Genomic DNA, 26,509 nt, shown 5'->3' with positions numbered 1-26,509 from the left:
GATGAAGAAAATTGCCCTTGTTTGTGAAGGCGCGACAGATCAGCGCTTCCTTGAATATTTGTTGGACGGCTTTTATGGCGGAGATTTGGTTTTCAACTCCATTCAGCCGGAACTGGATGCAACGGATAAAGATCGGCAAGGAAGCTTCGGCGGATGGGAAAATGTGTTTTCGTTTCTGGAGCGCCGTGGTGTGCTCGACGAAATTTTCGCGACGAACGATTTCTTAGTCATCCAGATTGATACCGACGTTTGCGAGCATGAACATTTTGCAGTGTCTCGCTTCGTCGACGGAGCAGAGAAGCCCATCGCGAGATTGATATTCGACGTGCGGGCAACTCTGATTGCTAGGGTAGGAGTCGAAGAGTTTCTGAAGTATGAGAAGCGCATTGCATTCGCCATATGCGTGCATTCGCTCGAATGCTGGCTTCTACCGCTTCACGCCATCAACAAGGCCGACTTTACGGCGACACTGACGTGTGAAGACAGACTTCGGAAGGCTCTGGCGGCGCAGGAAGAGAAATTCGAGAAAACTGCCGCATACTATCGGAGGCTTGCGAAGCCTATGCGGAAGAAGGAAAAGAGAGAACTGTGCTGCCGGCACAACGAAAGTCTTCGTATATTCGTCGATTCTCTGCCAGGCATTAGTGACGAAATCGTCACCTGACGTTTGTCCGAGGTTGAGCGGCGTTTGCGAGCCGTCCCGGACATGAATGATGCGATAGGACAAGCAAGCTCCAACCTGCAAATCGAAGCGATGACCACTCGCCCGAACGCCGCCTTCACCGCCTTGCTCGCCGCCGCGTTATTCGGCGCGACCACACCCATAGCCAAGGCGCTCCTGGGCACGCTTGCACCCTTCATGGTTGCCGGATTGTTCTATCTCGGCAGCGGCATCGGGCTTGCCATCGTGTTGGTCGTGCGGCAGACGCTTTCCGCCACACGCGTCGAGCGTGGCGACATCCGCATCCCGCGAAACGAAACGCTTTGGCTCGTCGGCGCCATCGCGGCCGGCGGCGTCGCGGGCCCCGCGCTGCTCATGTTGGGACTCGCCGCCACGCCTGCCGCGACCAGTTCGCTGCTGTTGAATCTCGAAGGCGTGTTCACCGCCGTCATCGCGTGGGTCGTCTTTCGGGAAAACGTCGACCTTCAGGTGTTCCTCGGCATGGTCGCGATCGTCGCCGGAGGCGCGGTGCTTTCGTGGCAGCCGGGCGCGGGCGGCATGACGTCCGGTGCACTGTTGGTCGCGGGCGCGTGCTTTTGCTGGGCCATCGACAACAATCTGACGCGCAAGGTATCGACGAACGATGCCTTCGTCATCGCGTGCGTGAAAGGGCTCGTCGCGGGGACGGTCAATCTCGGCATCGCCTGCATGCTCGGCGCGCGGCTTCCCGATGCGTCGCATATGCTCATGGCCATGCTTGCGGGATTTGCCGGATACGGTGTGAGCCTCGTTCTCTTCGTGGTCGCGCTGCGCAATCTGGGCACGGCGCGCACCGGCGCGTATTTTTCGGTTGCGCCGGTTTTCGGCGTCGCGCTCTCGCTGCTTCTATGGCCGGAATCGCCCTCGATGCTCTTCTGGTGCGCCGCCGCGCTAATGACGCTCGGCGTATGGCTACATTTGCGGGAACGTCACGAACATGCCCACACGCACGAGCCGCTCGCGCATACGCACCGGCATCGACATGACGAGCATCATCGGCATGAACACGATTTCGAATGGGATGGCGTCGAGCCGCATGTGCATGAGCATCGGCATCTGCCGATCACGCACACGCATGCACATTTTCCGGATATTCATCATCGGCACCGTCATTGACGGCGCTCGAAGCGCCTAAACCAGCAAGCCCTTCTTCTCGATGAAGCCGATCACCGTATCCACGCCATCGAGCGCCTTGAGGTTGCACATCACGAACGGACGTTCACCGCGCATCTTCTTTGCGTCGCTTGCCATCACGTTGAGATTCGCGCCGACATAAGGCGCGAGATCCGTTTTATTGATGACGAGCAGATCCGACTTCGTGATGCCCGGTCCGCCTTTACGCGGGATCTTCTCGCCGCCCGCGACATCGATCACATAGATGGTCAGGTCCGACAGCTCGGGGCTGAAGGTCGCCGCGAGATTGTCGCCGCCCGATTCGATGAAGACGATGTCCGCATCCGGAAAGCGCGACACCATGCGATCGACGGCTTCGAGGTTGATCGACGCATCCTCGCGAATGGCCGTGTGTGGGCAACCGCCCGTCTCCACGCCCATGATGCGCTCGGCGGGCAGCGCGCCCGCAACGGTCAGGAGGCGCTGATCTTCCTTCGTGTAGATGTCATTGGTGATGGCGACGAGATCGTAATTCTCGCGCATCGCCTTGCAGAGCATTTCGAGCAGCGTGGTCTTGCCGGAGCCGACCGGCCCGCCTACGCCAACGCGCAACGGCGGCAGCTTCTTGGTTCGACGGGCGGCGGAAGAATAAGCAGGGGCGTTCATGGGCGTTGTTTGAAGTGCTTCGGTTTCTGCGATCAGGAGCGGAAAAGCCGCGAATATTGCGACTCGTGCCGCGCCGACAAAATGCCGAGTTGCGGCGCGAAAGTATTGACCTGGTTCGGCGATGTCGCCAGCGCGCGGCGCACGGCGTCGTCTATCGGCGCGCGTAACGCCACGATGATGCGCTGCCCCGCAAGTTGCCCGAGCGGCACGGCCTTGAGCGCCGCGGCCGCCTGATTCTCGACCCAACTGAACGCGTAGGCGGCGAGCATCGCGTCGGGCGCGGCATCGTGCGCGAAGGCGGCAAAGGCAAACGCCGTCGGTTGCGCAATCGGCTTGATCGCGGCAAGCGTGGCGCGGCGCGCGGCATCGCCCCATTCGAGCGACGCGCACAACTGCGCAAGCGACCAGCCCATTTGCTCGGTCTCGCGGCGCAACTCCGACGACTCGCGGCTCGCGATGTATTCGTCGTTCGCCGCGGTCAAGGCGGCTTCGTCGTGCGCGTGCCAGCGTTGCAGCTGATGCGCGAGAAACGGCAGTTCGCCGCGTGCGAGCACGTTGACGAGCCCGCTTGCAATCCAGTCGCGGGCACTGTCGGCATCGTGGATGAAACCGTGTTCGATGGCCGCTTCGAGTCCTTGCGAATAGCTGAACGCGCCGATAGGCAGCGCAGGCGACGCCAGATGCAGCAGCGCGGTGAGTTCAGCGGTTTGCATCAGTGATCGTGCTTGTGCTTGTGGTCGTGGCCATGATCATGCGAGTGATCGTGGCCGCATTGGGAGTGATCGTGATCATGGGCATCGTGAGCGTGCTTGTGCTCGTGTTCGTGGTCATGGTCGTGCGAATGCCCGTGATGCTCGCTATAAACCTTCTGCGCGAGCGCATAGTCCTCGCCGAAGGTTTCATCGTGGCCGTGCTTGTGCCCGCCGCCATAAGCGCCGGTCTCAGGCTGAAACGGCTGCGACTCATGCCCGACGATACAACCGAGACGCCTGAGCATGTCTTCGAGCACCGGATCGGCTTCGAGCTTCAAATACTCCGCGCCGACTTCGACCGGCGTATGCCGGTTGCCAAGGTGATAAGCCGCGCGTGTCAAGAGACGCACGCTCGGCGCCCGCACGATCAGCACGTCCTCCGGCGCGGCCACCACGCGCACGAAACCGCCATCGTCCGCGACGAGCATGTCGCCGTCCGCGAGCACGGTGCCGCGCGGCATCACGAGCGCGACTTCCTCGCCGTGGTCCAGCGTGGCGGCAAGGCGGCTCTTGCAGCGCGCATCGAAGGCGAGCGTGAGCGTGGGCGCGCGTTTGACGAGTACAGGTGCGAGCTTGGCGGTAAGGCGTTTATCGATAGTGCGCATGGCGTGCGTCAGAACAGGAAGTAGCGTTGCGCCATCGGCAGAACGGTGGCGGGGTCGCAAGTGAGCAGTTGTCCGTCGGCGATCACCTGATAGGTCTGCGGATCGACGCTGATGGACGGTTGCCATGCATTGTGAATCATGTCGGCCTTCGTCACCTTGCGGCAGTTTTTCACGGCGACGACCTGCTTCTTCAAACCGTAGCGATCCGCAATGCGCGCTTCCGCCGCCATCTGCGAGACGAACGTCAGCGACGTCTTGCCGAGCGCGCCGCCGCGCGTGGCGAACATCTCGCGATAATGCACCGGCTGCGGCGTAGGAATCGATGCGTTCGGATCGCCCATCTGCGCCACCGCGATCATCCCGCCCTTGACGATCATCGCGGGCTTCACGCCGAAGAACGCCGGTTCCCAGAAGACGAGGTCGGCCCACTTGCCCGGCTCGATGGAGCCCACTTCATGCGCGATGCCATGTGTGATCGCCGGGTTGATCGTGTACTTCGCGACATAACGCTTCGCGCGGAAGTTGTCGTTGCGTCCGGTGTCCTCGGGCAGCGCGCCGCGTTGCACCTTCATCTTGTGCGCCGTCTGCCAGGTGCGAATGATCACTTCGCCGACACGGCCCATAGCCTGCGAATCCGACGAAAGCATGGAAAGCGCGCCCAGATCGTGGAGGATATCCTCGGCGGCAATGGTCTCGCGCCGAATGCGCGATTCGGCGAATGCAATGTCTTCCGCAATCGACGGGTCGAGGTGATGGCACACCATCAGCATGTCGAGATGCTCGTCGAGCGTGTTGATGGTGTAAGGGCGCGTGGGATTGGTGGAAGAGGGCAGCACGTTGGACTCGCCGCACACCTTGATGATGTCGGGTGCGTGACCGCCGCCCGCGCCTTCGGTGTGATACGTATGAATCGTGCGGCCCTTGAACGCGGCGACGGTGGTTTCGACGAAGCCGGCTTCGTTCAGCGTGTCCGTGTGGATGGCGACTTGCGTGTCGGTGTCGTCGGCGACGGAAAGGCAGTTGTCGATAGCCGCAGGCGTCGTGCCCCAGTCTTCGTGCAGCTTGAGGCCGATCGCGCCCGCCTTGATCTGTTCGACGAGCGGTTCCGCCAAGCTCGTGTTGCCCTTGCCGAGAAAGCCCAGGTTGACCGGCCAACCATCGGCGGCTTGCAGCATGCGTTCGAGATGCCACGGGCCCGGCGTGCAGGTCGTGGCGTTGGTGCCGGTCGCGGGACCGGTGCCGCCACCAAGCATGGTGGTCACGCCGCTTGCGAGCGCTTCGTCGATCTGCTGCGGGCTGATGAAGTGGATATGCGAGTCGATGCCGCCCGCGGTCACGATCATGCCTTCGCCCGCAATGACTTCGGTGGCCGCGCCGATCGCGATGTTCACGTTCGGCTGAATGTCGGGATTGCCCGCCTTGCCGATAGCGAAGACGCGTCCGCCCTTGATGCCGATGTCGGCTTTCACGATGCCCCAGTGATCGAGGATCAGCGCGTTGGTGACGACGGTATCGACCACTTCGGCGGATGGGCGCTGCGACTGGCCCATGCCGTCGCGAATGACCTTGCCGCCGCCGAACTTCACTTCCTCGCCGTACGTGGTGAAGTCGCGTTCGACTTCGATGATGAGGTCGGTGTCGGCGAGGCGCACACGGTCGCCGGTGGTCGGGCCGAACATTTCCGCGTAAGCGCGGCGGCCGATGCGTAACGTCATATCGTAGGTATCCTGGTCAGAGAGGGCCCATCACGAGGCCATTGAAGCCATAGACATGGCGATCGCCCGCGAGCGCGACGAGTTCGACGGTGCGCTCCTGTCCCGGTTCGAAGCGCACGGCGGTGCCGGCCGCGATGTTGAGACGAAAGCCGCGCGCCTTCGCCCGTTCGAACTTGAGTGCCGTGTTGACTTCGTAGAAGTGATAGTGCGAGCCGACCTGCACGGGGCGGTCGCCGTGATTCGCGACGGTGACCGTAACGGTTTCGCGGCCCACGTTGAGTTCGTGCTCGCCGTCGTCGATAAAGTATTCGCCGGGAATCATGTGCTTAAGGGATCGGATGGTGGACCGTGACCAGCTTCGTGCCATCGGGGAAGGTGGCTTCGATCTGGATGTCGGGGATCATTTCGGGCACGCCTTCCATGACGTCGTCACGGCTTAGCAGCGTGGTGCCGTAATGCATGACCTCGGCGACGGTCTGACCGTCGCGCGCCGCTTCCATGAGCGCCGCCGAAATGAAGGCGATGGCTTCCGGATAGTTCAGCTTGAGGCCGCGAGCGCGGCGGCGTTCGGCTAAGAGCGCCGCGGTGAAAATCAGCAGTTTGTCTTTTTCGCGAGGGGTGAGTTTCATCGGTCAGGGACGTTGACTTCGCTTGGGGGCGGGTGATCTATGCTAGCACTGGTTCAAGGGTGGAATGGGGAATCGAGCCCATGCATCGCGGCAAACGAGCCTCACTGAATGAACCTTTGCAGCTCCACCGTCGAAGGCCGCTCGAAAATCTCTTCGGGCGCGCCCGATTCCCAGACTCGCCCCTGGTGCATGAAGACGACCTTGTCGGAAACCTTGCGCGCGAAGCGCATCTCATGCGTGACCATGATGAGCGTCATCCCGTCGCGAGCCAGGCTTTCGACGACCGCCAGCACTTCGCCGACGAGTTCGGGGTCGAGCGCCGAGGTGATTTCGTCGCACAGCAGCACGGTCGGCTTCATGGCAAGCGCGCGTGCAATGGCCACGCGCTGCTGTTGTCCTCCGGATAGCTGCTCGGGATAGGCGTCGAACTTGTCGCCGAGTCCCACGCGTTCGAGCACGCTATGGGCCGTGGCGCGCGCCTTCGCCTTGTGGATCTTTTTGACGACCGTCTGCGCGAGCATCACGTTTTGTCCCGCCGTCAGATGCGGAAAGAGGTTGTACTGCTGAAACACCATGCCGACTTTCAGACGCAACGCGCGGAGGTCGGCGCGGCGCGCATCGATATGTTCGCCATCGATCTCGATCGAACCTTCGTCGATACTTTCCAGTCCGTTCAAGGTCCGCAAGAGCGTGCTCTTGCCCGAGCCGCTTCGCCCGATGATGGCCACGACTTGCCCTTGCTCGACCGAAAAGTCGATGCCCTTCAGAACCTGATTCGAGCCGAACTGTTTTTGCAGATTGCGGGTTTCAACGAGCGGCATTCCATTTCCTTTCGAGCGTCCGCGCATAGCGCGTGAGCGGATAGCAAAGCACGAAGTAGATGATCGCAACGAGGCCGTACACGAGAAACGGCCGGAACGTCGCGTTCGAGATCATCGTGCCGGCTTTCGTGAGTTCGGTGAAGCCGATGATCGAAACGAGCGCCGTATCCTTCACCGCCTGCACCGCGAAGCCGACCGTCGGTCCAATGGCGATACGCAGCGCCTGCGGCAGGATCACATGACGCAATTGCTCGAAGTAGTTCATCGCCAGGCTGGACGACGCTTCCCACTGACCTTTCGGCACGGCTTCCACCGCGCCGCGCCAGATCTCTGCGAGATAGGCGCTCGTGAAGAACGTGAGACCCACGGTCGCCGCGAGCCACGGCGAGACTTCCACACCAATCAGCGGCAAGCCGAAGAACACGAGAAAAAGCTGCATCAGCAAGGGCGTGCCCTGGAAAATCTGGATGTAGCCCTTCACGATGGTGCGCAAAAACTCCGACTTCGACACGCGCATCACGAGCAGCGCGAAGCCGACGACACCGCCGAGCACGAACGAGACGATCGACAGCACGATAGTCCAGCGCGCGGCCAGCAACAGGTTCTCGACGATCTGAGCGAAAGTGAATTCGATCATCGCGCGGGACTCCGGCTGTTGACGAAAAAGCGCTTGCCTGCCGCGTTCAACGCCGCGCGCAGTATCAGCGCGAGCGCGAGATAAGCCGCCGTGATCAGGAAGCACGTCTCGAACGCGCGGAAGTTGCGCGACTGGATATAGCTCGCCGCGTAGGTCAAATCCGGCACGGAGATTTGCGACACCACCGCCGAGCCGAGCATGGTGATGACGATCTGACTCGTGAGCGCCGGGAACACCTTGGCGATTGCTTGCGGCAGCACGACGTGACGAAAGATCTCGCCGCGCGACATGGCAAGCGAAGCGGCCGCTTCGTGATGACCCTTCGGCACGGCGGCAATCCCCGACCGAATGATCTCGATGCTGTACGCGCCGAGATTGAGGGTCATCGCGAGAATCGCGGCGACGTATTCGCTCAAGTGGATGCCGAGCGCCGGCAAGCCGAAGAACACGAAGAACAGTTGCACGATGAACGGCGTGTTGCGGATGGCTTCGACATAGCCGCCGACGGATGCGCGCAACCACGCCCGCGTGCTGTTGCGACCGGCCGCGCCGAGCACGCCGACGGTTACGCCGAGCACCGTCGAGACGGCCGTGAGCGCAAGCGTCGTCGCCGCGCCGCTCGCGAACATGCCCGCATAGTTCGTGAGATCGCCGAATTGGAGTTCATAGGCCATCGCTTGGGCAGTCCTCGATCAGAGGCTTGCGGGCAGCGGCTGGCCGAACCATTTCTTCGACATCGCGCCGAGCGTGCCGTCCTTCTTCGCCTGCGCGATGGCGTCGTTGACCTTCGCGAGCAGCTTCGGCTCGTTCTTGTTCAGGCCGACGAAGCACGGCGAGTCCTTGATGACGAACTTCGGTTCCGGACGGCGCGGCGGATTCTTCGCGATGATCGCGGCAGCCACGATGTTGCCCGCGGCGATCAACTGCACCTGACCCGAGAGGAATGCGGAGATGGTGGCGTTGTTGTCCTCGAAGCGCTTGATGGTGGCGTTGGGCGCCATCTGCGAGAGCGCGATTTCTTCCAGCGCGCCGCGCGTGGCGCCGACGGTCTTGCCGGTGAGATCGGCGGGACCGGTCACCTTGATGTCGGCGGGGCCGAACACGCCCTGGTAGTACGGCGCATAAGGCGCGGAAAAATCGAGGACCTTCTCGCGCTCCGGCGTCTTGCCGAGCGACGAGATCACGAGATCGACCTTGTTGGTGGTGAGATAAGGGATGCGGTTCGCGCTGTTCACCGGCACGAGTTCGAGCTTCACGTTCAACGCCTTGGCGAGCAGCGCGGCGGTATCGACGTCGTAGCCTTGCGGCTTCATGTCGGCGCCCACGAAACCGAAAGGCGGATAGTCCTCGGGCACCGCAACGCGCAGCGTGCCGCTCTTCGCGATGTTGTCGAGCGCATCGGCAAGAGCGGCGAGCGGTGTCAGTGCGAGGAGCGGGGCGGCGAGAAGCGCGGCGAGCGCCGTGCGGCGGCGGGCGAGAGCAAGCTTGATGTGCATCGAAGATCCTTCGTTCTTGAATCGACCGCGTTGGAGAGCGCGGCTTCTGAAGGTTGTCTCAAGCGAAAGTCATGCCATTGCGGCCCACGGCTTGTGGGCAGGAGGATCCGGCGCGGCGGCCGTATGCGCTTGCACAATCGCGGGGCGCGCGGGTGCCTGTTCTTGGTGCGCAAAGTTCGGGCGGCGGCACTGTCTTATTGAACGACATGCGGATTCGTTTCCACTGCCATGCCATCCCGGTGAAAGTCGCGCGAAATGACTCGTGCGGCTGGATCGTAAACTCGGACGTGTCCGCTTGCTGAAAATGTGAATTTACGTCGTGCCGACGCCTCGATGCACTAATCGTAAGTACCTGTCTGGCAAAATGAGCCACCCGTCGAACGTGCCGACCCGCGCTTGAAGCTTCGCCTGTCATGGCCGCAAAGCGCCTCGTTCAATGTATCGCCACAGGCCGAATGCCGGCCATGTGTCCGCTCAACGAAGCCTCATGTTTGACCTCTATGTCTGCCGATAAAAAACGCCTGGAGTCGCTGCACGACTCTAGCGTCGTATCCTTCCCGCACACTTCCGCCTCGCTCTTTCCCGATACGCCAAACCCGTTGCGCAGGTTGATCGTCGGTGGTGTCGTCGCCTCTTTGACCCTGGTTCCCGCGGTCACGTTCATGCGTCCCGTCTTTGCCGCGGGCGCAAGCTCGGGTGCGGACGCCGCGACCACTCGTGCATTCGCCGATGTCTCGCGCTATCTGATCGGCGAGCGCTCGCTCGACCCGACGCAGACATCGCGACTCCTGCAAGCGCTGCTCGACGACGATGCCGGCTTCGGCGCCGCGTGCCAGCAACTGGCGGCGTATCTCACGGCAAACAAGCCCGACCCGCTGCATCTGCAAGCGGACCTGGATGCGGCCAAGGCTTCTTATGCCTCCTTGCCGCGTCGTATCGTGACGGCCTGGTATGTCGGCGTGGTCGGCGATGGCGAACGTGCGCGCGCCATCACCTACACGACCAGCCTGATGAACCGCGTCGTCGAAGACCGCCTGCGTCCGCCGAGTTATGCCTACGGCGGTTATGGCGCTTGGCGAGTCGATCCCCGCACGGTGAGCCTGCCGCCGCTCGTGGCTCCCGCTGCCGCGCGCGTATAGCCAGCAGAACCCGCACTGCCGGTTTTCCGGCGCCAAACATACTCCAAACGTTTCCCATCCATGCCCCGGCCCGCAGCGCACGCGCGCCGGCACTTTTCATTGCCTCGAACATGTCCTCTCAAACCAACGTGCCGAACAGCGCCGATGTCGTCGTGATCGGTTCGGGAATCATCGGGTCGCTTGCCGCGCAAAAAATGGCGCAGCACGGCGCATCCGTCTTGATCCTCGAGTCGGGTCCACGCATCACGCGCGAACAGATCGTGGCGGGCTTTCGCAACTCGCCTCGCAAGAACGACTTCATGTCGCCGTATCCGTTCTCGTCGTGGTCGCCGCATCCGGTCTACAAGCCGACCAAGAACAACTACATCGTGCAGAACGGTCCGTATCCGTACGAGCCGGAATATATCCGCGCCGTGGGCGGCACGACGTGGCACTGGGCGGCGCAGGCTTGGCGCGTCCTGCCCAACGACATGCGTCTGAAGACGCTGTATGGCGTGGGCCGCGACTGGCCGATTGCCTACGAAGACCTGGAGCCGTTCTATTTCGAAGCGGAAGTGAAGATGGGCGTCTCCGGCGCACCCGACAACGGTTCGCCGCGCAGCAAGCCGTTCCCGATGCAACCCGTGACCGAATCGTATCTGGAGCAGCGCTTTCGCGAGCGGCTTGCACCGGCGGGCATCGCGGTGATCACGAACACGACTGCACGCAACAGCCGCACATACGATGGCCGGCCAGCCTGCTGCGGCAACAACAACTGCATGCCGATTTGCCCGATCGATGCGCAATATCACGGTGGCCTTGCAGCCGATGCCGCCGAAGCCTCGGGCGTGAAGCTGCTGCCGAACGCGGTGGTCTACAAGATCGAGCACGATGCCAGCGGCAAGATCGTCGCCGTGCATTACTACACGCCCGAGAAGGCATCGGTTCGAGTGACGGCGAAGACCTTCATTCTGGCGGCGAACGGCGTTGAAAGTCCGCGCCTCTTGCTGATGTCGGCAAGCGACAAGTTCAAGAATGGTCTCGCGAACAGTTCGGGCACCTTGGGCCAGAACCTGATGGATCATCCGAGCAACTCGTTGACCTTCGACGCGCAAGACGAGGTCTGGGCCGGTCGCGGGCCGATGAGCCCGTCGTCGATTCAGTTGATGCGCGATGGCGCGTTCCGCAGTGAACACGCGGCGTTTCGCGTCGACATCGGCAATTCGTCGCAGGTGTTGTCCATTACGCAGGACCTGATTGGCAAGGGTGTCTATGGTCCGGAACTCGAGAAGCAATTGCGCGAGCGCGCGGCGCATCAGGTCAGCCTGAAGAACGTGCTCGAAATCTTGCCCGACCGGCGCAACAGAATTTATCTCAGCGACCAGAAAGACGCGCTCGGGCTGCCGCGTCCGGCGGTCGAATATCGCATGAGCGATTACGTCGAGAAGGGCATGCAGGCGTCGAAAGCCTTCTACCTGAAGGTCGCCGACCTCATGGGCGGCACCAACCTGCGTCACAGTCCCGATGGCGTCTACAGCAACAATCAGCACATCACCGGCACGCTCTCGATGGGCGCGGACCCGGGCGATTCCGTGTGCGACGGCTGGGGCCGCACGCACGATCACGAAAACCTCTTCCTCGCGAGTACCGGCGTCATGCCGACTGCCGCCACCGTCAACTCGACGCTCACGGGTGCCGCGCTCGCGCTGCGCACTGTCGATCACATCGTGAAGGAAGCGCGATGAAGCACGAACACATCATGTCGCGAACAAGCGCAGTCGAACGCCATGCGTTCGTCATCGGAAGTTTCATCAAGCGTGCAATGGCGGCTGGCGTGGCTGTCGCCTCGCTTGCCATCGGGTGGATGCCGGCGAGCGCTCACGCGGAAGCCGCCGTCGATGAATCCGCGTTGATTCAGCGTGGCGAGTATCTCGCGCGCGCGGGCGATTGCGTGGCCTGTCACACGGCGACCGGCGGCAAGCCGTTCGCGGGCGGACTGGCGATTGCCTCTCCCATGGGCACCATCTGGTCGACCAACATCACGGCATCGAAGACGCACGGTATCGGTTCCTACACCGAGGCGCAGTTCGCCGATGCCCTGCGCGCCGGCAAGCGTGCCGACGGCGCACAGCTTTATCCGGCGATGCCGTACACCTCGTTCGCGAAGCTCACCGATCCCGACGTACACGCGCTTTACACGTACTTCATGAAGGCCGTGCCCGCTGTGGATAGCGCCGTGCCGCACACCGATCTGCCGTTCCCGTTCAGCATTCGGGCATCGCTCATTCCGTGGAATCTGCTCTTCGTCGACAAGGATCGCTTCAAGCCCGACCCGCAAAAGAGCGTGGAGTGGAATCGCGGCGCTTATCTCGTCGAAGGCCTTGCGCATTGCAGCGTCTGTCATACGCCACGCAATCTGCTGATGGCGGAGCAGACCTCGCGTGGCTTGGCGGGCGGTGCGGTCGGCGCGTGGTACGCGCCCAATATCACGTCCGACACGACGAGCGGTATCGGCGGATGGAGCGAGCAGGACATCGTCGCGTACCTGAAAACGGGCGTCGTGCGGGGCAAGGCGCAGGCAGCCGGCCCGATGGCGGAGGCCGTGAATCACAGCCTGCAGTATCTGACCGATGCGGACCTCGGAGCGATCGCCACGTACCTGAAGACGGTTCCCGCCGTCCACGACGACGCCGATACGCTCGCGCTCGACGTGTCGTCCGGCCTTATCGAAGATCCGGATGCTGTGCGTCAGACGCCGTGGCCCGCCGACCCCGAACGGTTGAACGGCCCGCAACTCTACGATTCGAATTGCGCGAGTTGCCATCAGGCGAGCGGTCAAGGGACGGCCGATGGCGCGCTGCCGCCGTTGTCGCATAACTCTGTGTTTCGCAACGGCCAGCCGAACAATGTCGTGATGTCGATTCTGCAGGGCGTGTCGCATCCGGAGTCCGCAAACCGCGCGTCTGATAGCGTCGACATGCCCGCCTTTGCAGACCGGCTGTCCGATACGCAGATCGCCACGTTATCGAGCTATCTGATGCAGCAGTTCGGGCGCCACAATGTGCAGGTGACGGCGCAGGATGTGGCGACGTTGCGTGCCGGTGGTCCGGTCTCGCCCATGGCGAGCGCTGCGCGTATCGGGCTTGGCGTATTGATTCTCGCCGCGCTGTTTGCCGTCGTGCTGATCGTAAGAGCTCGGCGTCGAGTGCGCTAAGTCAGTGTTTCAACGAAGCGGCCGCTTGCGTCCTCACGTCGTCCATAGCCGCAACGGCTGCGCCTTCACGCCATGCACGAGAGGCCGCAGCCGCAACCAGCATTCGGTCATCGTGCGTTGCAGCGGCTCCATCGAGTGGCTGATGGCGCGCACGATCAACACGCCAGGCGTAATGCACGATGCAGCCGCGCGCAACGTATCGTCGAAGGGCAGTTCGGCGGTGAGGGCTTCGGCGAGCGCATCGTCGCAAGCCGGGCCTATCGCCCATAGCGTGCCGTAAGCGGGAAAGCGCGCGAGTCCTTGCGCCGCATCGCAAAGAGGATCGGTCGCATCGAGCAGGCTGCGTTCGAACCAGAGCGGCTTGTCATCGGCATGCGCAATGCGCGATACCGCTTCGATATGTCCATGCGTCCAGCGCTCGCCCGCCGCCGCGCGGCCAAGCAGCATTGCGTCCCAGCCGATGGCGCTCGCGCCTTCGCCGAGCGTCAGACTGAAGTCGAGCTTCACGTTCGACGATTCGAACACGATGTTGTTCTGCGGCAGCCAGTCGAGCTTCGCATGCGCGGCGAGCGCAATATCGATACGCTGCGTCGCGAGCTTGCCGTTGGCCTTGTACCACTTGGTCGAACCGGGCGTCGTGACGACGGCATGCGTGTCTTCGCCGAGCTTCACGTCGATGGAGAGCCGGTCGCCTCCCGCGACGCCGCCCGGCGGATGCACGATCACCGCGTGGCAGATGCCGTCTTCCGGATAGAGCGGACGTTGCAGCCTGAGCGGCCCTTCGTGTTTGCGATGCGAAAAGACCGTGCGCCCATGCTTCTGCTCGAAACCGAGTTCGAGCCGGCCGCGCCAGACGTTTGGATCGGCGTCGATTTGCGCGGCAGCGAGCGCCGCGTGCGATTCATGATGCATGAGCGAGCAGTGACTAGTGAACTGAGCAGACGAGGTGAGCCGCCATGTTAAGCCGAAAATTCAGACGGCGATCAACTCTCGCACACCTTGTTCATCCATCTCGGAGCCCGCGCCGCCCGCGATGATCTCGCCGCGGCTCATCACCCAGTAGCGGTCGGCGAGTTCGCGCGCGAAGTCGTAGTACTGTTCGACGAGCAAGACCGTCATGCCCATTTCATCGACGAGTTGGCGCAGCGTCCTGCCGATGTCGCGAATGATGGACGGCTGGATGCCTTCGGTCGGTTCGTCGAGAATCAGCAGCTGCGGTTCGCTCATCAGCGCGCGGCCGATAGCCAGTTGCTGTTGCTGACCGCCCGAAAGGTCGCCGCCGCGCCGGTTTTTCATGTCCTTCAGCACCGGAAAGAGCTGATAGATGTGATCGGGAATCTTCGATGGCGACTTGCGGCTCGCCGCGCCGACCAGCAGGTTCTCTTCCACGGTGAGGCGGCCGAAGATGTCCCGGCCTTGCGGAACATAGGCAAGGCCATTCGTCACGCGCGCATGCGTGGGCATCGACGAAATCTTCTTGTCGCGCCAGGTGATGGTGCCGCTGCGCGTCGGCACGACGCCCATCAAACAGCGCAGGAGCGTCGTCTTGCCGACGCCGTTGCGGCCGAGCAGCACGGTCAGCTTGCCATCGGGGACGGTCATCTTCACATCGCGAAGAATGTGGCTGCCGCCGTAGTACTGATTCAGGGATTCGACTTCTAGCATGGGTGCCTTGGGCTTCGCTCTGGTGATCTGTGCGGGCGGTGAGATCAGCGTCCGAGGTAGGACTCGATCACCGCTTCATCGCGCTGAACGTCTTCTAGCGTGCCCTCGGCGAGCACGCTGCCTTCGGCCATGACCGTGACCTTGCCATCGGCGCCCGCGAGCGCGGCGACGAACTCCATGTCGTGTTCGACGACCATCATCGAACAGGAGCCGCGCAGTTTGTTGAGCAGCTCGGCAAGTTCCATGGTCTCGTGATCGGTCATGCCGGCAGCGGGTTCGTCGAGCAGCAAGAGGGCAGGCTGCTGCATCAGCAACATGCCGATCTCGAGCCGCTGCTTTTGCCCGTGCGACAACTCGCCCGCGAGCCGCGTGGCCTGATGATGAAGGCGAATCAGCTCCAGCGTCTCTTCGATACGTGCCTGCGCCGCGCGGTCGAGCCGCGAACGCAGCGACGCGAACCAGCGCTTGTCCGTTTTCATCGCGAGTTCGAGGTTCTCCCACACGGGATGATTCTCGAACACCGTGGGCTTCTGAAACTTCCGGCCGATTCCAGTACGCGCAATCACCGGCTCCGACATTCGCGTGAGGTCGAGAGTCTGTCCGAGAAAGACCTTGCCCGTATCGGGACGCGTCTTGCCGGTGACGACATCCATCATCGTGGTCTTGCCCGCGCCGTTCGGGCCGATGACGCAGCGCAGTTCGCCCACGTCGATCGACAAGGTCAGTTTGTTGAGCGCCCGAAAACCGTCGAAGCTCTTGGTCACGTCTTCGAGGTAGAGAATGGTGCCGTGCGATACGTCGATCTCGCCGGGCGCGAGCACATGGCCGAGCCCGGTGATGCCGTTCATGTTGCGTTCGTTCGATTCCTCCGATTGCGGCAACGGCGGCAGATCGACGATCAGTGCGTTATGTGCGGTCATTCTGCGGCGTCTCCTGCGTGAGCCTTCTTGCGGCGCGCCATGTCGATGAGTCCCATGATGCCGTTCGGCAGAAGCAGCGGCACGAGCGTGAAGATGAGGCCGAGAAAGAACAGCCAGTATTCCGCGAAATAAGCGGTGAAGAAGCTCTTCGCGCCATTCACGGCGAACGCGCCGATGATCGGGCCGATGAGCGTTCCGCGTCCGCCTACCGCAACCCAGATCGCCATTTCAATGGAGTTGGCGGGCGACATCTCACTCGGATTGATGATGCCGACTTGCGGCACATAGAGCGCGCCGGCAATGCCGCACAGCACCGCCGACACGGTCCAGATGAAGAGCTTGTATGCGAGCGGGCTGTAGCCCAGGAACATGAGCCGCGTCTCGCCGTCGCGCACGCCGGTCACCACACGTCCGAGCTTCGAGGTGACGATCCAGCGCGCCGCGAGAAACGCGAGCACCAGCACCGCGAACGTGATGAGAAAGAGGCCGGTGCGTGTGCCCGGATGCGTGATCGGAAAGCCCGCGATGCGCTTGAAATCGGTGAAGCCGTTATTGCCGCCGAAGCCCGTTTCATTGCGATAGAAGAGCAGCATCGCGGCGAAGGTCATGGCTTGCGTGATGATCGACAGATACACGCCCTTCACGCGCGAACGGAACGTGAAGAAGCCGAACACCCACGCGAGCACGCCTGGCACGAGGACGACGAGCAAAAGCGCATACCAGAGATGCTCCGTGCCTTCCCAAAACCACGGCAGCTTGTGCCAGTCGAGAAACACCATGAAGTCGGGCAGGTCGCTCTGATACGTGCCTTCGCGACCGATCGAGCGCATCAGGTACATGCCCATTGCGTAGCCGCCGAGCGCGAAGAACAGCGCGTGACCCAGGCTCAGAATGCCGCAGTAGCCCCACACGAGATCGAGCGCGAGCGCGCCGATGGCATAGCACATCAGCTTGCCGATGAGCGTCATCGCATACGCGGACAGATGGAACGTGCTCGTTTCCGGCAGCACGAGCGCGGAGACCGGCACGACGATGCCCATCGCGATGATGAGCGCGATCAGCGCGATCCAGCCGTTGCGCGGCAAGAGCGCGGCGCGCGGCGGCAGGCCGAGCGCGAAGCCCGCGCGGGCGGCGTTCTCGTCGGGTTGCGGCGCGACGTCGAGATTGGCCGAGAGATTGGTCGAGGCAGTCATGGGATCAGGCCTCCGCGCTGCGGCCCTTCAGGGCGAACATGCCTTGAGGACGCTTCTGAATGAACAGCACGATCAGCACGAGCACCGCGATCTTCGCGAGCACCGCGCCCCAGAACGGCTCGATCGCCTTGTTGACGAGACCGAGTCCGAAGCCGCCGATCACCGTGCCTGCAAGTTGACCGACGCCGCCGAGCACCACGGCCATGAAGGAATCGATGATGTAGCTCTGCCCGAGATCCGGTCCCACGTTGCCGATCTGCGAAAGCGCGCAGCCGCCGAGTCCCGCGATGCCCGCGCCGAACGCGAATGCATACGAATCGACACGCGAAGTCTTCACGCCGACGCACGCGGCCATGCGGCGGTTCTGCGTGACAGCGCGCACGAAAAGCCCGAGCCGCGTGCGCGTGAGCACGCCCCATGCAATCGCCACGACGGCGAGCGAGAAGGCGAGAATGGTGAGCCGGTTATACGGCAGGATCAGATTCGGCATGACGGCAATCCCGCCGCTCATCCACGAAGGATTGGTCACCTGCACGTTCTGCGCACCGAAGAGCGTGCGCGTCGCCTGAATGAGGATGAGGCTGATACCGAAGGTCGTCAGCAGCGTTTCGAGCGGACGTCCATAGAGATGCTTCAATACGAGGCGCTCCAGCACGATGCCGACGAGCGCCGCCGCGGCAAACGACGCGGGTACGGCAAAGAGCGGATACCAGCTGAACGCGGCAGGCGCGTAATGCTGCACGAGGTTCTGCACGACATATGTCGCGTAGGCGCCGATCATCAAAAACTCGCCGTGCGCCATGTTGATGACGCCGATCAGACCGTACGTGATGGCAAGACCGAGCGCCGCGAGCAACAGCACGCTGCCGAGCGAAAGGCCCGCGAACAGCGTGCCGAAGATTTCGCCGCGATGCTGAATCGAATCGAGGTCTTCGATGCCCGCTTGCGCCGCGGCCCGCACGCGGTCGTCGGGTTCGTTGAAGGTGCCGTCCGCTTTCTTCGCGACGAGCGGACGCAGCAATTCGTACATGTCGAGATCGTGCCGCGCGGCGACGAGCTTGACCGCGTCCAGTCGCTTGACGACGTCGGCGTCGTGCAGGGCGGTCATCGCCCAGAGCGTGTCGAGACGCTTCTTGAGCTCGGGATCGGTTTCGCCGGCGCGCGCGCGGTCGATCAGCGGCTTCATCGACGGATCGGGATTCTTCAGGAGCGCGGCCACAGCATCGCGACGCTTGGCGATATCCGGCGAAGCGAGCTGCAAGCCCGACAATGCGCCGTTCACTTTCGTGCGCAGGATGTTGTTGAGCGTGATCGCCTGCGCGTCGGGCGCTTCGACGACCTTGCCGGTAAGCGGGTCCTTGTTGCCGTCGTCGGTCTGCAGATAAACGTGGCCATTGTCGGTCGCGACGAGCGAGCCGTCCGCGAGCGCGGAGAGCACGGCGACCGAAGGCGCATCCGCGTTGGCGATCAGCTTGTCGATGGCCGCGGACTTCGCCTCGAAGTCGTCGGCGGCAAGCGGCGCGAGATCGTCGCTGGTGAGCGCATGCGCGGAGAACGGCGCGAGCGCGATGAAAAGCGCAAGCAGCATACGCGGGAAGAGGCGGGCGAACGAACCGGTCATGGTGGCCTTTCTGATGGTGATGGCCGCGCGCGATGACACGCGCGGCCCTTTCCTCGACTCGATACGTCAGGCCGTGCGCGTGCGCGCGCGGCGCAGGAACGAGGGAATCGAGCTGACCACGTCCGGCTTGCCCTGATTGCCGGCGATATACGGACTCCACGGCTGCGCGCGGATGGCGGTCTTCGTCTTCCACACGACGTTGAACTGACCGTCGCCGCGAATTTCGCCGATCATCACGGGCTTGTGCAGATGGTGGTTGCCATCCATCGTCAAGGTGAAGCCCGAGGGCGCGGCGAAGCTCTGGCCGATCATCGCGACGCGCACCTTGTCCACATCGGCGCTCTTTGCTTTCTCGACCGCCTGCTTCCACATGTGGATGCCGACGAAGGTCGCTTCCATCGGATCGTTGGTCACGCGCTTGTCGCCGCCCGGCAGATTCTGCGCCTTGGCGTACGCGAAGAACTCCTTCTCGAACTTCGTGTTGTTCGGGTTCTTCACCGACATGAAGTAGTTCCATGCGGCGAGGTGGCCGACGAGCGGCTTCGTATCGATACCGCGCAATTCTTCTTCACCGACCGAGAACGCGACCACGGGCACGTCCGTCGCCTTCAGGCCTTGATTGCCGAGTTCCTTGTAGAACGGTACGTTCGAGTCGCCGTTGATCGTAGAGACGACAGTTGTCTTTCCCCCTTGGGAAAAGGTCTTGATGTTCGCGACGATGGTTTGATAGTCGCTATGTCCGAACGGTGTGTAGACCTCTTGAATGTCCTCATCCTTGACTCCTTTCGAATGAAGGAAGGCGCGCAGGATCTTGTTGGTCGTGCGCGGATACACATAGTCCGTGCCGAGCAGGAAGAAGCGCTTGGCACTGCCGCCTTCCGCGCCCATCAGATATTCGACGGCGGGAATCGCTTGCTGGTTCGGCGCCGCGCCCGTGTAGAACACGTTGCGCGACATCTCTTCGCCTTCGTACTGCACGGGGTAGAAGAGCAGGCCGTTGAGTTCCTCGAAGACCGGCAGCACCGACTTGCGCGACACGGACGTCCAGCAGCCGAACACGACGGCGACCTTGTCCTGCGTCAGAAGCTGACGGGCTTTTTCGGCGAAGAGCGGCCAGTTGGATGCCGGGTCCACGACCACCGGTTCGAGCTGGCGGCCGTTCACGCCGCCGCTCTTGTTGATATCGGCAATGGTCATGAGCGCCGTGTCTTTGAGCGACGTCTCGGAGATGGCCATGGTGCCCGACAGCGAATGCAGGATGCCGACTTTGATCGGACCCGTATCGGCGGCTTGCGCCTTGGTGATCGGAAGCTGACCTGCGAGGGCGAGCGCGCCCGACATGGAGCCGAACTTCAGCAGACTGCGTCGTTTCATTTGTGTGTTCCCCTTGCCGATGTGTATTTGCTTGACGTGGTGTGAGCGTCGACGCCCGCTACCAGCAAGGGGGTTCTGCAAGTGCTATGCCAATCGGGGGCTTTTGACCGATGGCTATGGGTTTGCGGAGTTTTCGGGAAGGAATTACAGCGTGACGGAGGCGTCTAGCGCGGTTGCTTTTGGTGCATAGTGGCGAGGTGTGCGTCGTCGTGGTGCGCGGGTGCTTCAGACGGATTGGTGTGCGGATAAAGCCGCCGCCTCGTTTCCACGGCGGCTCTCCTTCGATTCACCGATTGACCATTCGCGCAGGCACGCTCAGCACGAGCAGTGCCCCCACGATCAGACAGCCGGCCAGCATATACATGCCGCTTGCGTTCGATGCCGTGGCTTGCTTGAGCCATCCCACGAGATACGGGCTCAGAAAGCCCGCGAGATTGCCGAGCGAATTGATCATCGCGATGCCGGCGGCCGCGCCCGTGCCCGCGAGGAACGCAGTCGGCAGACTCCAGAACAACGGCAAGGTCGTGAGAATGCCCATGGTCGCAAGCGTGAGTCCGAGCATGGCAAGCGGCGTGTTCGCCGACCACACGACCGAGAGCACCAGCCCCAATGCGCCGATGAACGCCGGAATGGCGATATGCCAGCGCCGCTCGCCGCGCTTGTCCGCGCTGCGCGCGACCAGCAGCATGCCGATCACCGCCGCGCCGTAGGGAATCGCGGAGAGGAGGCCGACCGTGAGCGCATCGGAGACGCCGGTGGCCTTGATGATCGTCGGCAGCCAGAAGCTCACGCCATAAAGACCCATCACGAAGGAAAAGTAGATCAGGCTCATCAGCCAGACTTTCGGGCTCGACAGAATCTTGCCGATGGGCATGTCCTCTTTCTCGACGTTATCGGCGGCGATATTGCGTTCGAGCAACGCTCGCTCGTCGGCCGTGAGCCACTTCGCTTTCGAGATGCGGTCGTCGAGTTTGAAGAACACGACGAGTCCGACGACGATCGACGGAATGCCTTCCAGCAATAGCAGCCACTGCCAGCCATGCCAGTCGTTCGTGCCATCGAAACGCTTCATGATCCAGCCCGACACCGGCCCGCCGATCAACCCCGACAGCGCGATCGCCGTCATGAACAGCGTCGTCATGCGCCCGCGCCGTTGCGCCGGAAACCAGTACGTCAAATAAAGAATGATGCCGGGAAAGAAGCCCGCTTCGGCCACGCCCAGCAGAAAGCGCATGACGTAAAACATGGTCGGCGTGGTGATGAACATGGTGAGCGCGGAAATGACGCCCCACGAGATCATGATCCGCGCGATCCACACGCGCGCGCCGACGCGATGAAGAATCACGTTGCTCGGTATCTCGAAGATGAAATAGCCGAAAAAGAAAATGCCCGCGCCGAAGCCATAGACGGCATCGGAGAGGTTCAAATCGGCGGCCATCTGCAACTTGGCGAAGCCGACGTTCACGCGGTCGAGATACGCGACCACATAACAAATGAGCAGAAGCGGCGAGAGCCGCCATGCGACCTTCTTGTAGGTTGCTTCCTCGAATGCGGAAGGCGTGCCCGTGGCGGGGCTTTGCACTGAATCGGCGGTGCGGGCCATGTCGTCTCCTCTTTCTCTTGCGCGTTCGGGTTCGTTCGATGATTACAGACGCGTAAGGATTCTAGCTGCCAGGCGGCAAGCCGAGGCGAGGGTTTCGGATCGGGGAAAACACGGATGAACGTGTGGCGTGCAACGTCCGGCGATCATCCCGCCAAGGCAAGCGAAAGGGCGCGCAGGCGCGTTTGGCTATAATGCCCGGGTTGCACTTCGCTGCATCCACGCCGCCTCGCGCGACCGCGCGAATGCGCCGAAACGCGGCCACCGCGCCGAAAAGAATGCCTCGCGCGCGCGGCGCTGACAGATTTCCGAACTCAACTTCATCAGAGAGCGCTCATGAGCTTCAACAACGTACCTTCCGGCAAGGATCTTCCGCAGGACTTCAACGTCATCATCGAGATTCCCGCGCAGAGCGATCCGGTGAAATACGAAGCGGACAAGGACATGGGCCTGCTCGTCGTCGACCGCTTCATCGGCACCGGCATGCGCTATCCGGCGAATTACGGCTTCATCCCGCAGACGCTGTCGGGCGACGGCGACCCGGTCGACGTGCTGGTCATCACGCCGTTCCCGCTGCTCGCAGGCTCGGTGGTCCGCTCGCGCGCGCTCGGCATGCTGAAGATGACCGACGAATCCGGCGTCGATGCGAAGCTGATCGCCGTTGCACACGACAAGATCTGCCCGATGACGGCAAATCTCAAGTCGATCGACGACGTGCCCGAGTACCTCAAAGACCAGATCAAGCATTTCTTCGAACAATACAAGGCGCTGGAGAAGGGCAAGTGGGTGAAGGTCGAAGGCTGGGACGGCATCGAAGCCGCGCACAAGGAAATCTCGGAAGGCGCGGCTAACTTCAAGAAGTAAGCCTGGCTTTCGCGCGTCGCGTTGCGTAGACGCGATGCGAGTGGTCCGCACGGCCGCGCTCGATGCGCGGCCGTTTCAATTTGCGGGCGCGTCGTGGGCTTCGTCCAGGTTGTCCTCCACGACGGCGACAGCGGGCGGCGGCAGCACGGAATCGAGCGTGCGCTCGCCCGCGATCAACGCGCGCTTTTGCCGCGCGGTGAGCTGCTTCACCCAATATTCGGCGCGCAACGCCTCCGATCTTCCCTGCAGTTCGAACGACGCCACGACGCGCAGCGGCTTGCGCGCGCGGGTATAGCGCGCGCCCTTGCCAGCGGCATGCGCGACGAAGCGCGCTTCTACATCCGTGGCGATGCCCGTGTACAGGCTGCCATCGGCGCATTCGATGAGATAGAGGAACCAGGGCATGGCCGGGATTATCGCCGAATCGGCGCAACCTTCGAGAGCGGCCACGCCCGACTAAACGACGAATTAAAACTTGCGCGAGAATAGCCCTTCATGCCCGCAAGGGCAAAACTCATCATTCGAGGTCTTCCGTTGAATCGCGAAGTCGAAATCCAGGTAGTCGACACGCTAGAGGACATTTCGCCCGAGGAGTGGAACCGCCTCGCGGGCGCGAATCCCTTCGTCAGTCACGGCTTCCTGTCGGCGTTGCAGGACACGCATTGCGCGGTCAAGCGCACCGGCTGGCGGGCGCATCACCTCATTCTGAAACGCAACGGCGTCTTCGCCGGCGCCATGCCGCTTTATCTCAAGTCGCACTCGCGCGGCGAATATGTCTTCGACCACGCCTGGGCCGATGCCTTCGAACGCCACGGCGTGCGCTATTACCCCAAGGCGCTCTCGGCCGTGCCGTTCTCGCCGGTGACGGGTCCGCGTCTCATCGCGGCCGAACACGCAGATCGCGTGCTGCTCGCGCGCGGTGCGATCGAGCTCACGCGGCAACTCGACATCTCGTCGCTGCACGTGCTGTTTCCGCATGCACAGGACATCGAGGCGCTGAAGGACGCGGGCTACATGTTGAGAGAAGGCGTGCAGTTTCATTGGGAGAATCTGCCGGGCGCGGGCTACGAGCACTTCGACGCGTTTCTCGCCACCATGAGCCACGACAAGCGCAAGAAGGTGAAGCAGGATCGCCGCCGCGTGACCGAAGCGGGCGTGACTTACAAGTGGCTACGCGGCCGTCAGATCGACAAAAGCGCGCTCGACTTCTTCTATGGCTGCTACGAGAACACGTACAAGGAGCACTGGAACGCGCCGTATCTGACGCGCGAGTTCTTCGGTCAAATTCACGCCGATGCGCCCGACAACATGCTGCTCGTCATCGCCGAAGCGGACGGCGAGCGGCTCGCCTGCGCGCTCAACATGATCGGCGGCGACACCATGTATGGCCGCTACTGGGGCACGCGCGAGTTCGTTTCGGGGCTGCATTTCGAAACCTGCTACATGCAGGGCATCGCGTATTGCATCGAGCACGGGCTGGCGCGCTTCGAAGGCGGCGCGCAGGGCGTGCACAAGATGTCGCGCGGCATGTTACCCACGCCGACATGGTCCGCGCACTGGATCGCCGACCAGCGCTTTGCTCATGCGATCAGCGAGTTTCTCGATGAAGAAATCGCCGCGATGACGCAGCATATCGAGGAACTCGAAGCGCATACGCCATTCAGGAAGATGGCGACGGATTGAAGCGTGCGGCATGATGACGAGTATCCAAAGGATACGCAAACAATGAAAACCGAATTCCTGAACCTCTACAGCCATGGTTTCGCGCGGGTTGCCGTCGCGGTGCCGGAATGCAAGGTGGCCGATCCATCGTTCAATGTCGGAGAGACCATCGCGCTCGCCCGGCAGGCCGCGCAAAACGGCGCCGTGCTGGTCGCGTTTCCCGAGCTGGGGTTGTCCGCTTATTCGTGCGAGGACCTGTTCCATCAGGACGCGTTGCTCGTCGCGTGCGAGCGCGCGCTGGCCGCGCTGGTGGAAGAATCCCGCTCGCTCGATATCGTCATGGTGGTTGGCTTGCCGTTGCGCGTCGATCACGCGTTGTACAACTGCGCGGCCGTGGTGTCGTCCGGGCGCGTGCAGGGCGTGGTTCCCAAGAGCTTCCTGCCGAATTACGCGGAGTTTTACGAGGCGCGCCAGTTCAGTGCCGCCGACTGCGCGTTGGTCGACGAGATCCATCTGCTCGGCGCGGAGGTTCCCTTCGGTTCATCGCTGCTGTTCGATATTCCGTCGATTCCGTATTTCCGCTTCCACGTGGAAATCTGCGAGGACGTCTGGGTGCCCATTCCGCCATCGTCGTTCGCCGCGCTCGCGGGTGCGACGGTGCTCATCAATCTGTCGGCATCGAATATCGTCGTCGGGAAATCGTCGTACCGGCATCAACTGGTCGGGCAGCAATCGGCGCGATGCATCGCGGCGTATCTCTATTCGTCGGCGGGCAAGGGCGAATCCACCACGGATCTCGCGTGGGACGGGCAGGCGCTCATCTACGAGAACGGCGAGCAGCTCGCCGAGTCGGAGCGCTTCAGCGACGCATCGCACGTCATTTTCGGCGATGTCGATGTCGAGCGGTTGTCGCGCGAACGCATGCATCAGACGACCTTCGCTCAGTCGGCGCGCAGACATCAGGAAGAGGCGCGCAAGTTCCGTATCGTGCGATGTGAAGTGGCCGTGCCCGCGGCGTCCGTGTTGCCTCTGCAACGTGCGGTGCCGCGCTTCCCTTACGTGCCGATCGACGCGAGCAGACGCGACGAGCGCTGCATGGAGGTCTACAACATTCAGGTTCAGGCGCTGGTGCAACGGCTCGCTTCGAGCAATATTTCGAAGGTCGTGATCGGCGTCTCCGGCGGGCTCGATTCGACTCATGCCTTGCTCGTCTGCGCCAAGGCCTTGGACCGGCTCGGCCTGCCGCGCACCAACATTCTCGGCGTGACCATGCCCGGTTTCGCGACCAGCGAGCGCACGCTTACCCAGGCGCGCCGGCTGATGGACGTGGTTGGTTGTTCGGCATCCGAAGTGGATATCCGGCCGAGCTGCATCCAGATGCTGAAGGACCTCGGTCATCCGTATTCGACGGGCGAGGAACAGTACGACATCACCTTCGAGAACGTGCAGGCGGGCGAGCGCACGAACCATCTGTTCAGGCTCGCGAACTACAGCAATGGCATTGTGATCGGCACGGGCGACCTGAGCGAACTGGCGCTCGGCTGGTGCACCTACGGCGTCGGCGATCACATGTCGCACTACAGCGTGAACGCCAGCGTGCCGAAGACGCTCATCACGCATCTCGTGCGATGGGTGGCCGAGACGGCGCAGATCGGCAACGACGGCGCCGATGTGCTCAACGATATTCTCGCTACCGAGATCAGCCCCGAACTCATTCCGGGCAAGGTGAAAGGCGCGCTCGAACAGAAAACCGAGAGCGTGATCGGGCCGTACGAGCTTCAGGACTTCAACCTTTACTACATCCTGCGCTTCGGTTTCCGGCCGTCGAAGGTGGCATTTCTTTCATCGACGGCGTGGGGCGACAAGGACGCGGGCGCGTGGCCTGCCGATGTCGACCTCGTTCATCACGAATACGACCTCACGCAGATCAAGAAGAACCTGCGCATCTTCCTGTATCGCTTCTTCAAGCTGAGTCAGTTCAAACGGTCGTGTATTCCGAATGCGCCGAAGGTGGGAACGGGCGGTTCGCTCTCGCCGCGTGGAGACTGGCGCGCGCCGAGCGATTCGGAAGCTACGGTCTGGCTCGATGACCTGGAAAATATTCCGGACGCGTCGTGACGTTCGTTGCACGCAGAAAGGGCGTC

General features: G+C 62.4%; 26 protein-coding genes. 8 read left to right on the top strand and 18 right to left on the bottom strand.

What is annotated here, in order from left to right; all coding sequences use genetic code 11:
- Position 1: 1 nt before the first annotated feature.
- Both NCT03_RS10710 and NCT03_RS10705 read left to right on the top strand, forming a co-directional pair.
- A complete protein-coding gene (locus NCT03_RS10710; protein ID WP_250465368.1) occupies positions 2 to 664 on the top strand; it encodes a hypothetical protein in 663 nt (220 codons plus the stop codon).
- Between the two features lie 90 nt (positions 665 to 754).
- Positions 755 to 1,816 carry a DMT family transporter gene (locus tag NCT03_RS10705; protein ID WP_250492677.1) on the top strand — a complete coding sequence of 354 codons (1,062 nt, stop codon included), beginning with the start codon at positions 755 to 757 and terminating at the stop codon, positions 1,814 to 1,816.
- A gap of 15 nt (positions 1,817 to 1,831) precedes the next feature.
- On the opposite strand, the gene ureG is transcribed toward NCT03_RS10705, so the two are convergent.
- The 10 genes from ureG to NCT03_RS10655 form a co-directional block, all read right to left on the bottom strand.
- Positions 1,832 to 2,479 carry an urease accessory protein UreG gene (gene ureG / locus NCT03_RS10700; protein WP_250465365.1) on the bottom strand — a complete coding sequence of 216 codons (648 nt, stop codon included), beginning with the start codon at positions 2,477 to 2,479 and terminating at the stop codon, positions 1,832 to 1,834.
- Positions 2,480 to 2,511: 32 nt separating this feature from the next.
- The gene (locus NCT03_RS10695; RefSeq protein WP_250465363.1) at positions 2,512 to 3,192 is read right to left on the bottom strand and encodes an urease accessory protein UreF; all 681 of its coding nucleotides are present in this window, start codon (positions 3,190 to 3,192) and stop codon (positions 2,512 to 2,514) included.
- Positions 3,192 to 3,836 carry an urease accessory protein UreE gene (gene ureE, locus NCT03_RS10690; RefSeq protein WP_250465362.1) on the bottom strand — a complete coding sequence of 215 codons (645 nt, stop codon included), beginning with the start codon at positions 3,834 to 3,836 and terminating at the stop codon, positions 3,192 to 3,194. The genes NCT03_RS10695 and ureE overlap by 1 nt, the downstream gene beginning before the upstream one ends.
- Positions 3,837 to 3,844: 8 nt before the next feature.
- The gene (gene ureC, locus NCT03_RS10685) at positions 3,845 to 5,551 is read right to left on the bottom strand and encodes an urease subunit alpha (protein WP_250465361.1); all 1,707 of its coding nucleotides are present in this window, start codon (positions 5,549 to 5,551) and stop codon (positions 3,845 to 3,847) included.
- A gap of 16 nt (positions 5,552 to 5,567) precedes the next feature.
- On the bottom strand, positions 5,568 to 5,873 hold the full coding sequence (locus NCT03_RS10680; protein ID WP_244825994.1) for an urease subunit beta: 306 nt from the start codon (positions 5,871 to 5,873) through the stop codon (positions 5,568 to 5,570).
- A gap of 4 nt (positions 5,874 to 5,877) precedes the next feature.
- Positions 5,878 to 6,180 (bottom strand): urease subunit gamma, encoded by a 303-nt coding sequence (gene ureA, locus NCT03_RS10675; protein ID WP_244825992.1) that lies wholly within the window; start codon positions 6,178 to 6,180, stop codon positions 5,878 to 5,880.
- A 101-nt stretch (positions 6,181 to 6,281) separates the two neighbouring features.
- Positions 6,282 to 7,001: an amino acid ABC transporter ATP-binding protein gene (locus NCT03_RS10670; protein ID WP_244825991.1), complete on the bottom strand. Its 720-nt coding sequence runs from the start codon at positions 6,999 to 7,001 to the stop codon at positions 6,282 to 6,284.
- Entirely contained in the window at positions 6,988 to 7,638 is a 651-nt protein-coding gene (locus NCT03_RS10665) for an amino acid ABC transporter permease (RefSeq protein WP_244825990.1), read from the bottom strand. Before NCT03_RS10665 ends, NCT03_RS10670 begins: the two co-directional genes overlap by 14 nt.
- Entirely contained in the window at positions 7,635 to 8,312 is a 678-nt protein-coding gene (locus tag NCT03_RS10660) for an amino acid ABC transporter permease (protein ID WP_244825988.1), read from the bottom strand. The genes NCT03_RS10665 and NCT03_RS10660 overlap by 4 nt, the downstream gene beginning before the upstream one ends.
- An 18-nt stretch (positions 8,313 to 8,330) precedes the next feature.
- Entirely contained in the window at positions 8,331 to 9,134 is an 804-nt protein-coding gene (locus NCT03_RS10655; protein ID WP_250465359.1) for a transporter substrate-binding domain-containing protein, read from the bottom strand.
- 413 nt (positions 9,135 to 9,547) lie between these two features.
- Here NCT03_RS10655 and NCT03_RS10650 point away from each other — a divergent pair, with 413 nt between their 5' ends.
- The 3 genes from NCT03_RS10650 (at position 9,548) to NCT03_RS10640 (ending at position 13,466) form a co-directional block, all read left to right on the top strand.
- Entirely contained in the window at positions 9,548 to 10,273 is a 726-nt protein-coding gene (locus NCT03_RS10650) for a sugar dehydrogenase complex small subunit (protein ID WP_350030007.1), read from the top strand.
- 110 nt (positions 10,274 to 10,383) lie between these two features.
- Positions 10,384 to 11,997, top strand: a complete 1,614-nt coding sequence (locus NCT03_RS10645; protein WP_250465357.1) for a GMC family oxidoreductase — start codon at positions 10,384 to 10,386, stop codon at positions 11,995 to 11,997.
- Between the two features lie 14 nt (positions 11,998 to 12,011).
- Positions 12,012 to 13,466, top strand: coding sequence for a c-type cytochrome (locus NCT03_RS10640; protein WP_250492635.1), 1,455 nt, complete (start codon positions 12,012 to 12,014; stop codon positions 13,464 to 13,466).
- Positions 13,467 to 13,499: 33 nt separating this feature from the next.
- Here the strand turns inward: NCT03_RS10640 and NCT03_RS10635 are convergent, their stop codons facing one another.
- From NCT03_RS10635 to NCT03_RS10605, 7 genes are all read right to left on the bottom strand, one after another.
- Positions 13,500 to 14,378: an urease accessory protein UreD gene (locus NCT03_RS10635; protein WP_250465354.1), complete on the bottom strand. Its 879-nt coding sequence runs from the start codon at positions 14,376 to 14,378 to the stop codon at positions 13,500 to 13,502.
- A 60-nt stretch (positions 14,379 to 14,438) separates the two neighbouring features.
- The gene (urtE, locus tag NCT03_RS10630; RefSeq protein WP_250465353.1) at positions 14,439 to 15,131 is read right to left on the bottom strand and encodes an urea ABC transporter ATP-binding subunit UrtE; all 693 of its coding nucleotides are present in this window, start codon (positions 15,129 to 15,131) and stop codon (positions 14,439 to 14,441) included.
- Between the two features lie 44 nt (positions 15,132 to 15,175).
- On the bottom strand, positions 15,176 to 15,979 hold the full coding sequence (gene urtD / locus NCT03_RS10625; protein ID WP_244828098.1) for an urea ABC transporter ATP-binding protein UrtD: 804 nt from the start codon (positions 15,977 to 15,979) through the stop codon (positions 15,176 to 15,178).
- Between the two features lie 68 nt (positions 15,980 to 16,047).
- Positions 16,048 to 17,244, bottom strand: coding sequence for an urea ABC transporter permease subunit UrtC (gene urtC / locus NCT03_RS10620; RefSeq protein WP_250465351.1), 1,197 nt, complete (start codon positions 17,242 to 17,244; stop codon positions 16,048 to 16,050).
- A 4-nt stretch (positions 17,245 to 17,248) separates the two neighbouring features.
- Entirely contained in the window at positions 17,249 to 18,865 is a 1,617-nt protein-coding gene (gene urtB, locus NCT03_RS10615) for an urea ABC transporter permease subunit UrtB (RefSeq protein ID WP_250492634.1), read from the bottom strand.
- Positions 18,866 to 18,931: 66 nt separating this feature from the next.
- A complete protein-coding gene (urtA, locus tag NCT03_RS10610) occupies positions 18,932 to 20,239 on the bottom strand; it encodes an urea ABC transporter substrate-binding protein (protein WP_244825971.1) in 1,308 nt (435 codons plus the stop codon).
- 286 nt (positions 20,240 to 20,525) lie between these two features.
- Positions 20,526 to 21,842 (bottom strand): MFS transporter, encoded by a 1,317-nt coding sequence (locus tag NCT03_RS10605; protein ID WP_244825964.1) that lies wholly within the window; start codon positions 21,840 to 21,842, stop codon positions 20,526 to 20,528.
- Between the two features lie 333 nt (positions 21,843 to 22,175).
- On the opposite strand from NCT03_RS10605, the gene ppa reads away from it, so the two are divergent.
- A complete protein-coding gene (ppa, locus tag NCT03_RS10600; protein ID WP_244825962.1) occupies positions 22,176 to 22,703 on the top strand; it encodes an inorganic diphosphatase in 528 nt (175 codons plus the stop codon).
- Between the two features lie 75 nt (positions 22,704 to 22,778).
- On the opposite strand, the gene NCT03_RS10595 is transcribed toward ppa, so the two are convergent.
- Positions 22,779 to 23,108 carry a GIY-YIG nuclease family protein gene (locus NCT03_RS10595; protein ID WP_250492633.1) on the bottom strand — a complete coding sequence of 110 codons (330 nt, stop codon included), beginning with the start codon at positions 23,106 to 23,108 and terminating at the stop codon, positions 22,779 to 22,781.
- Positions 23,109 to 23,237: 129 nt separating this feature from the next.
- On the opposite strand from NCT03_RS10595, the gene NCT03_RS10590 reads away from it, so the two are divergent.
- The gene (locus NCT03_RS10590; RefSeq protein ID WP_250465347.1) at positions 23,238 to 24,386 is read left to right on the top strand and encodes a GNAT family N-acetyltransferase; all 1,149 of its coding nucleotides are present in this window, start codon (positions 23,238 to 23,240) and stop codon (positions 24,384 to 24,386) included.
- 42 nt (positions 24,387 to 24,428) lie between these two features.
- Complete coding sequence (locus tag NCT03_RS10585) at positions 24,429 to 26,483, top strand: NAD(+) synthase (protein WP_250465345.1); 2,055 nt, start codon at positions 24,429 to 24,431, stop codon at positions 26,481 to 26,483.
- Positions 26,484 to 26,509: the final 26 nt, after the last annotated feature.

It is taken from the genome of Caballeronia sp. GAWG1-1 (assembly GCF_023631465.1).
Taxonomy (GTDB): domain Bacteria; phylum Pseudomonadota; class Gammaproteobacteria; order Burkholderiales; family Burkholderiaceae; genus Caballeronia.
This window is presented reverse-complemented; position numbering and strand designations above follow the sequence as displayed.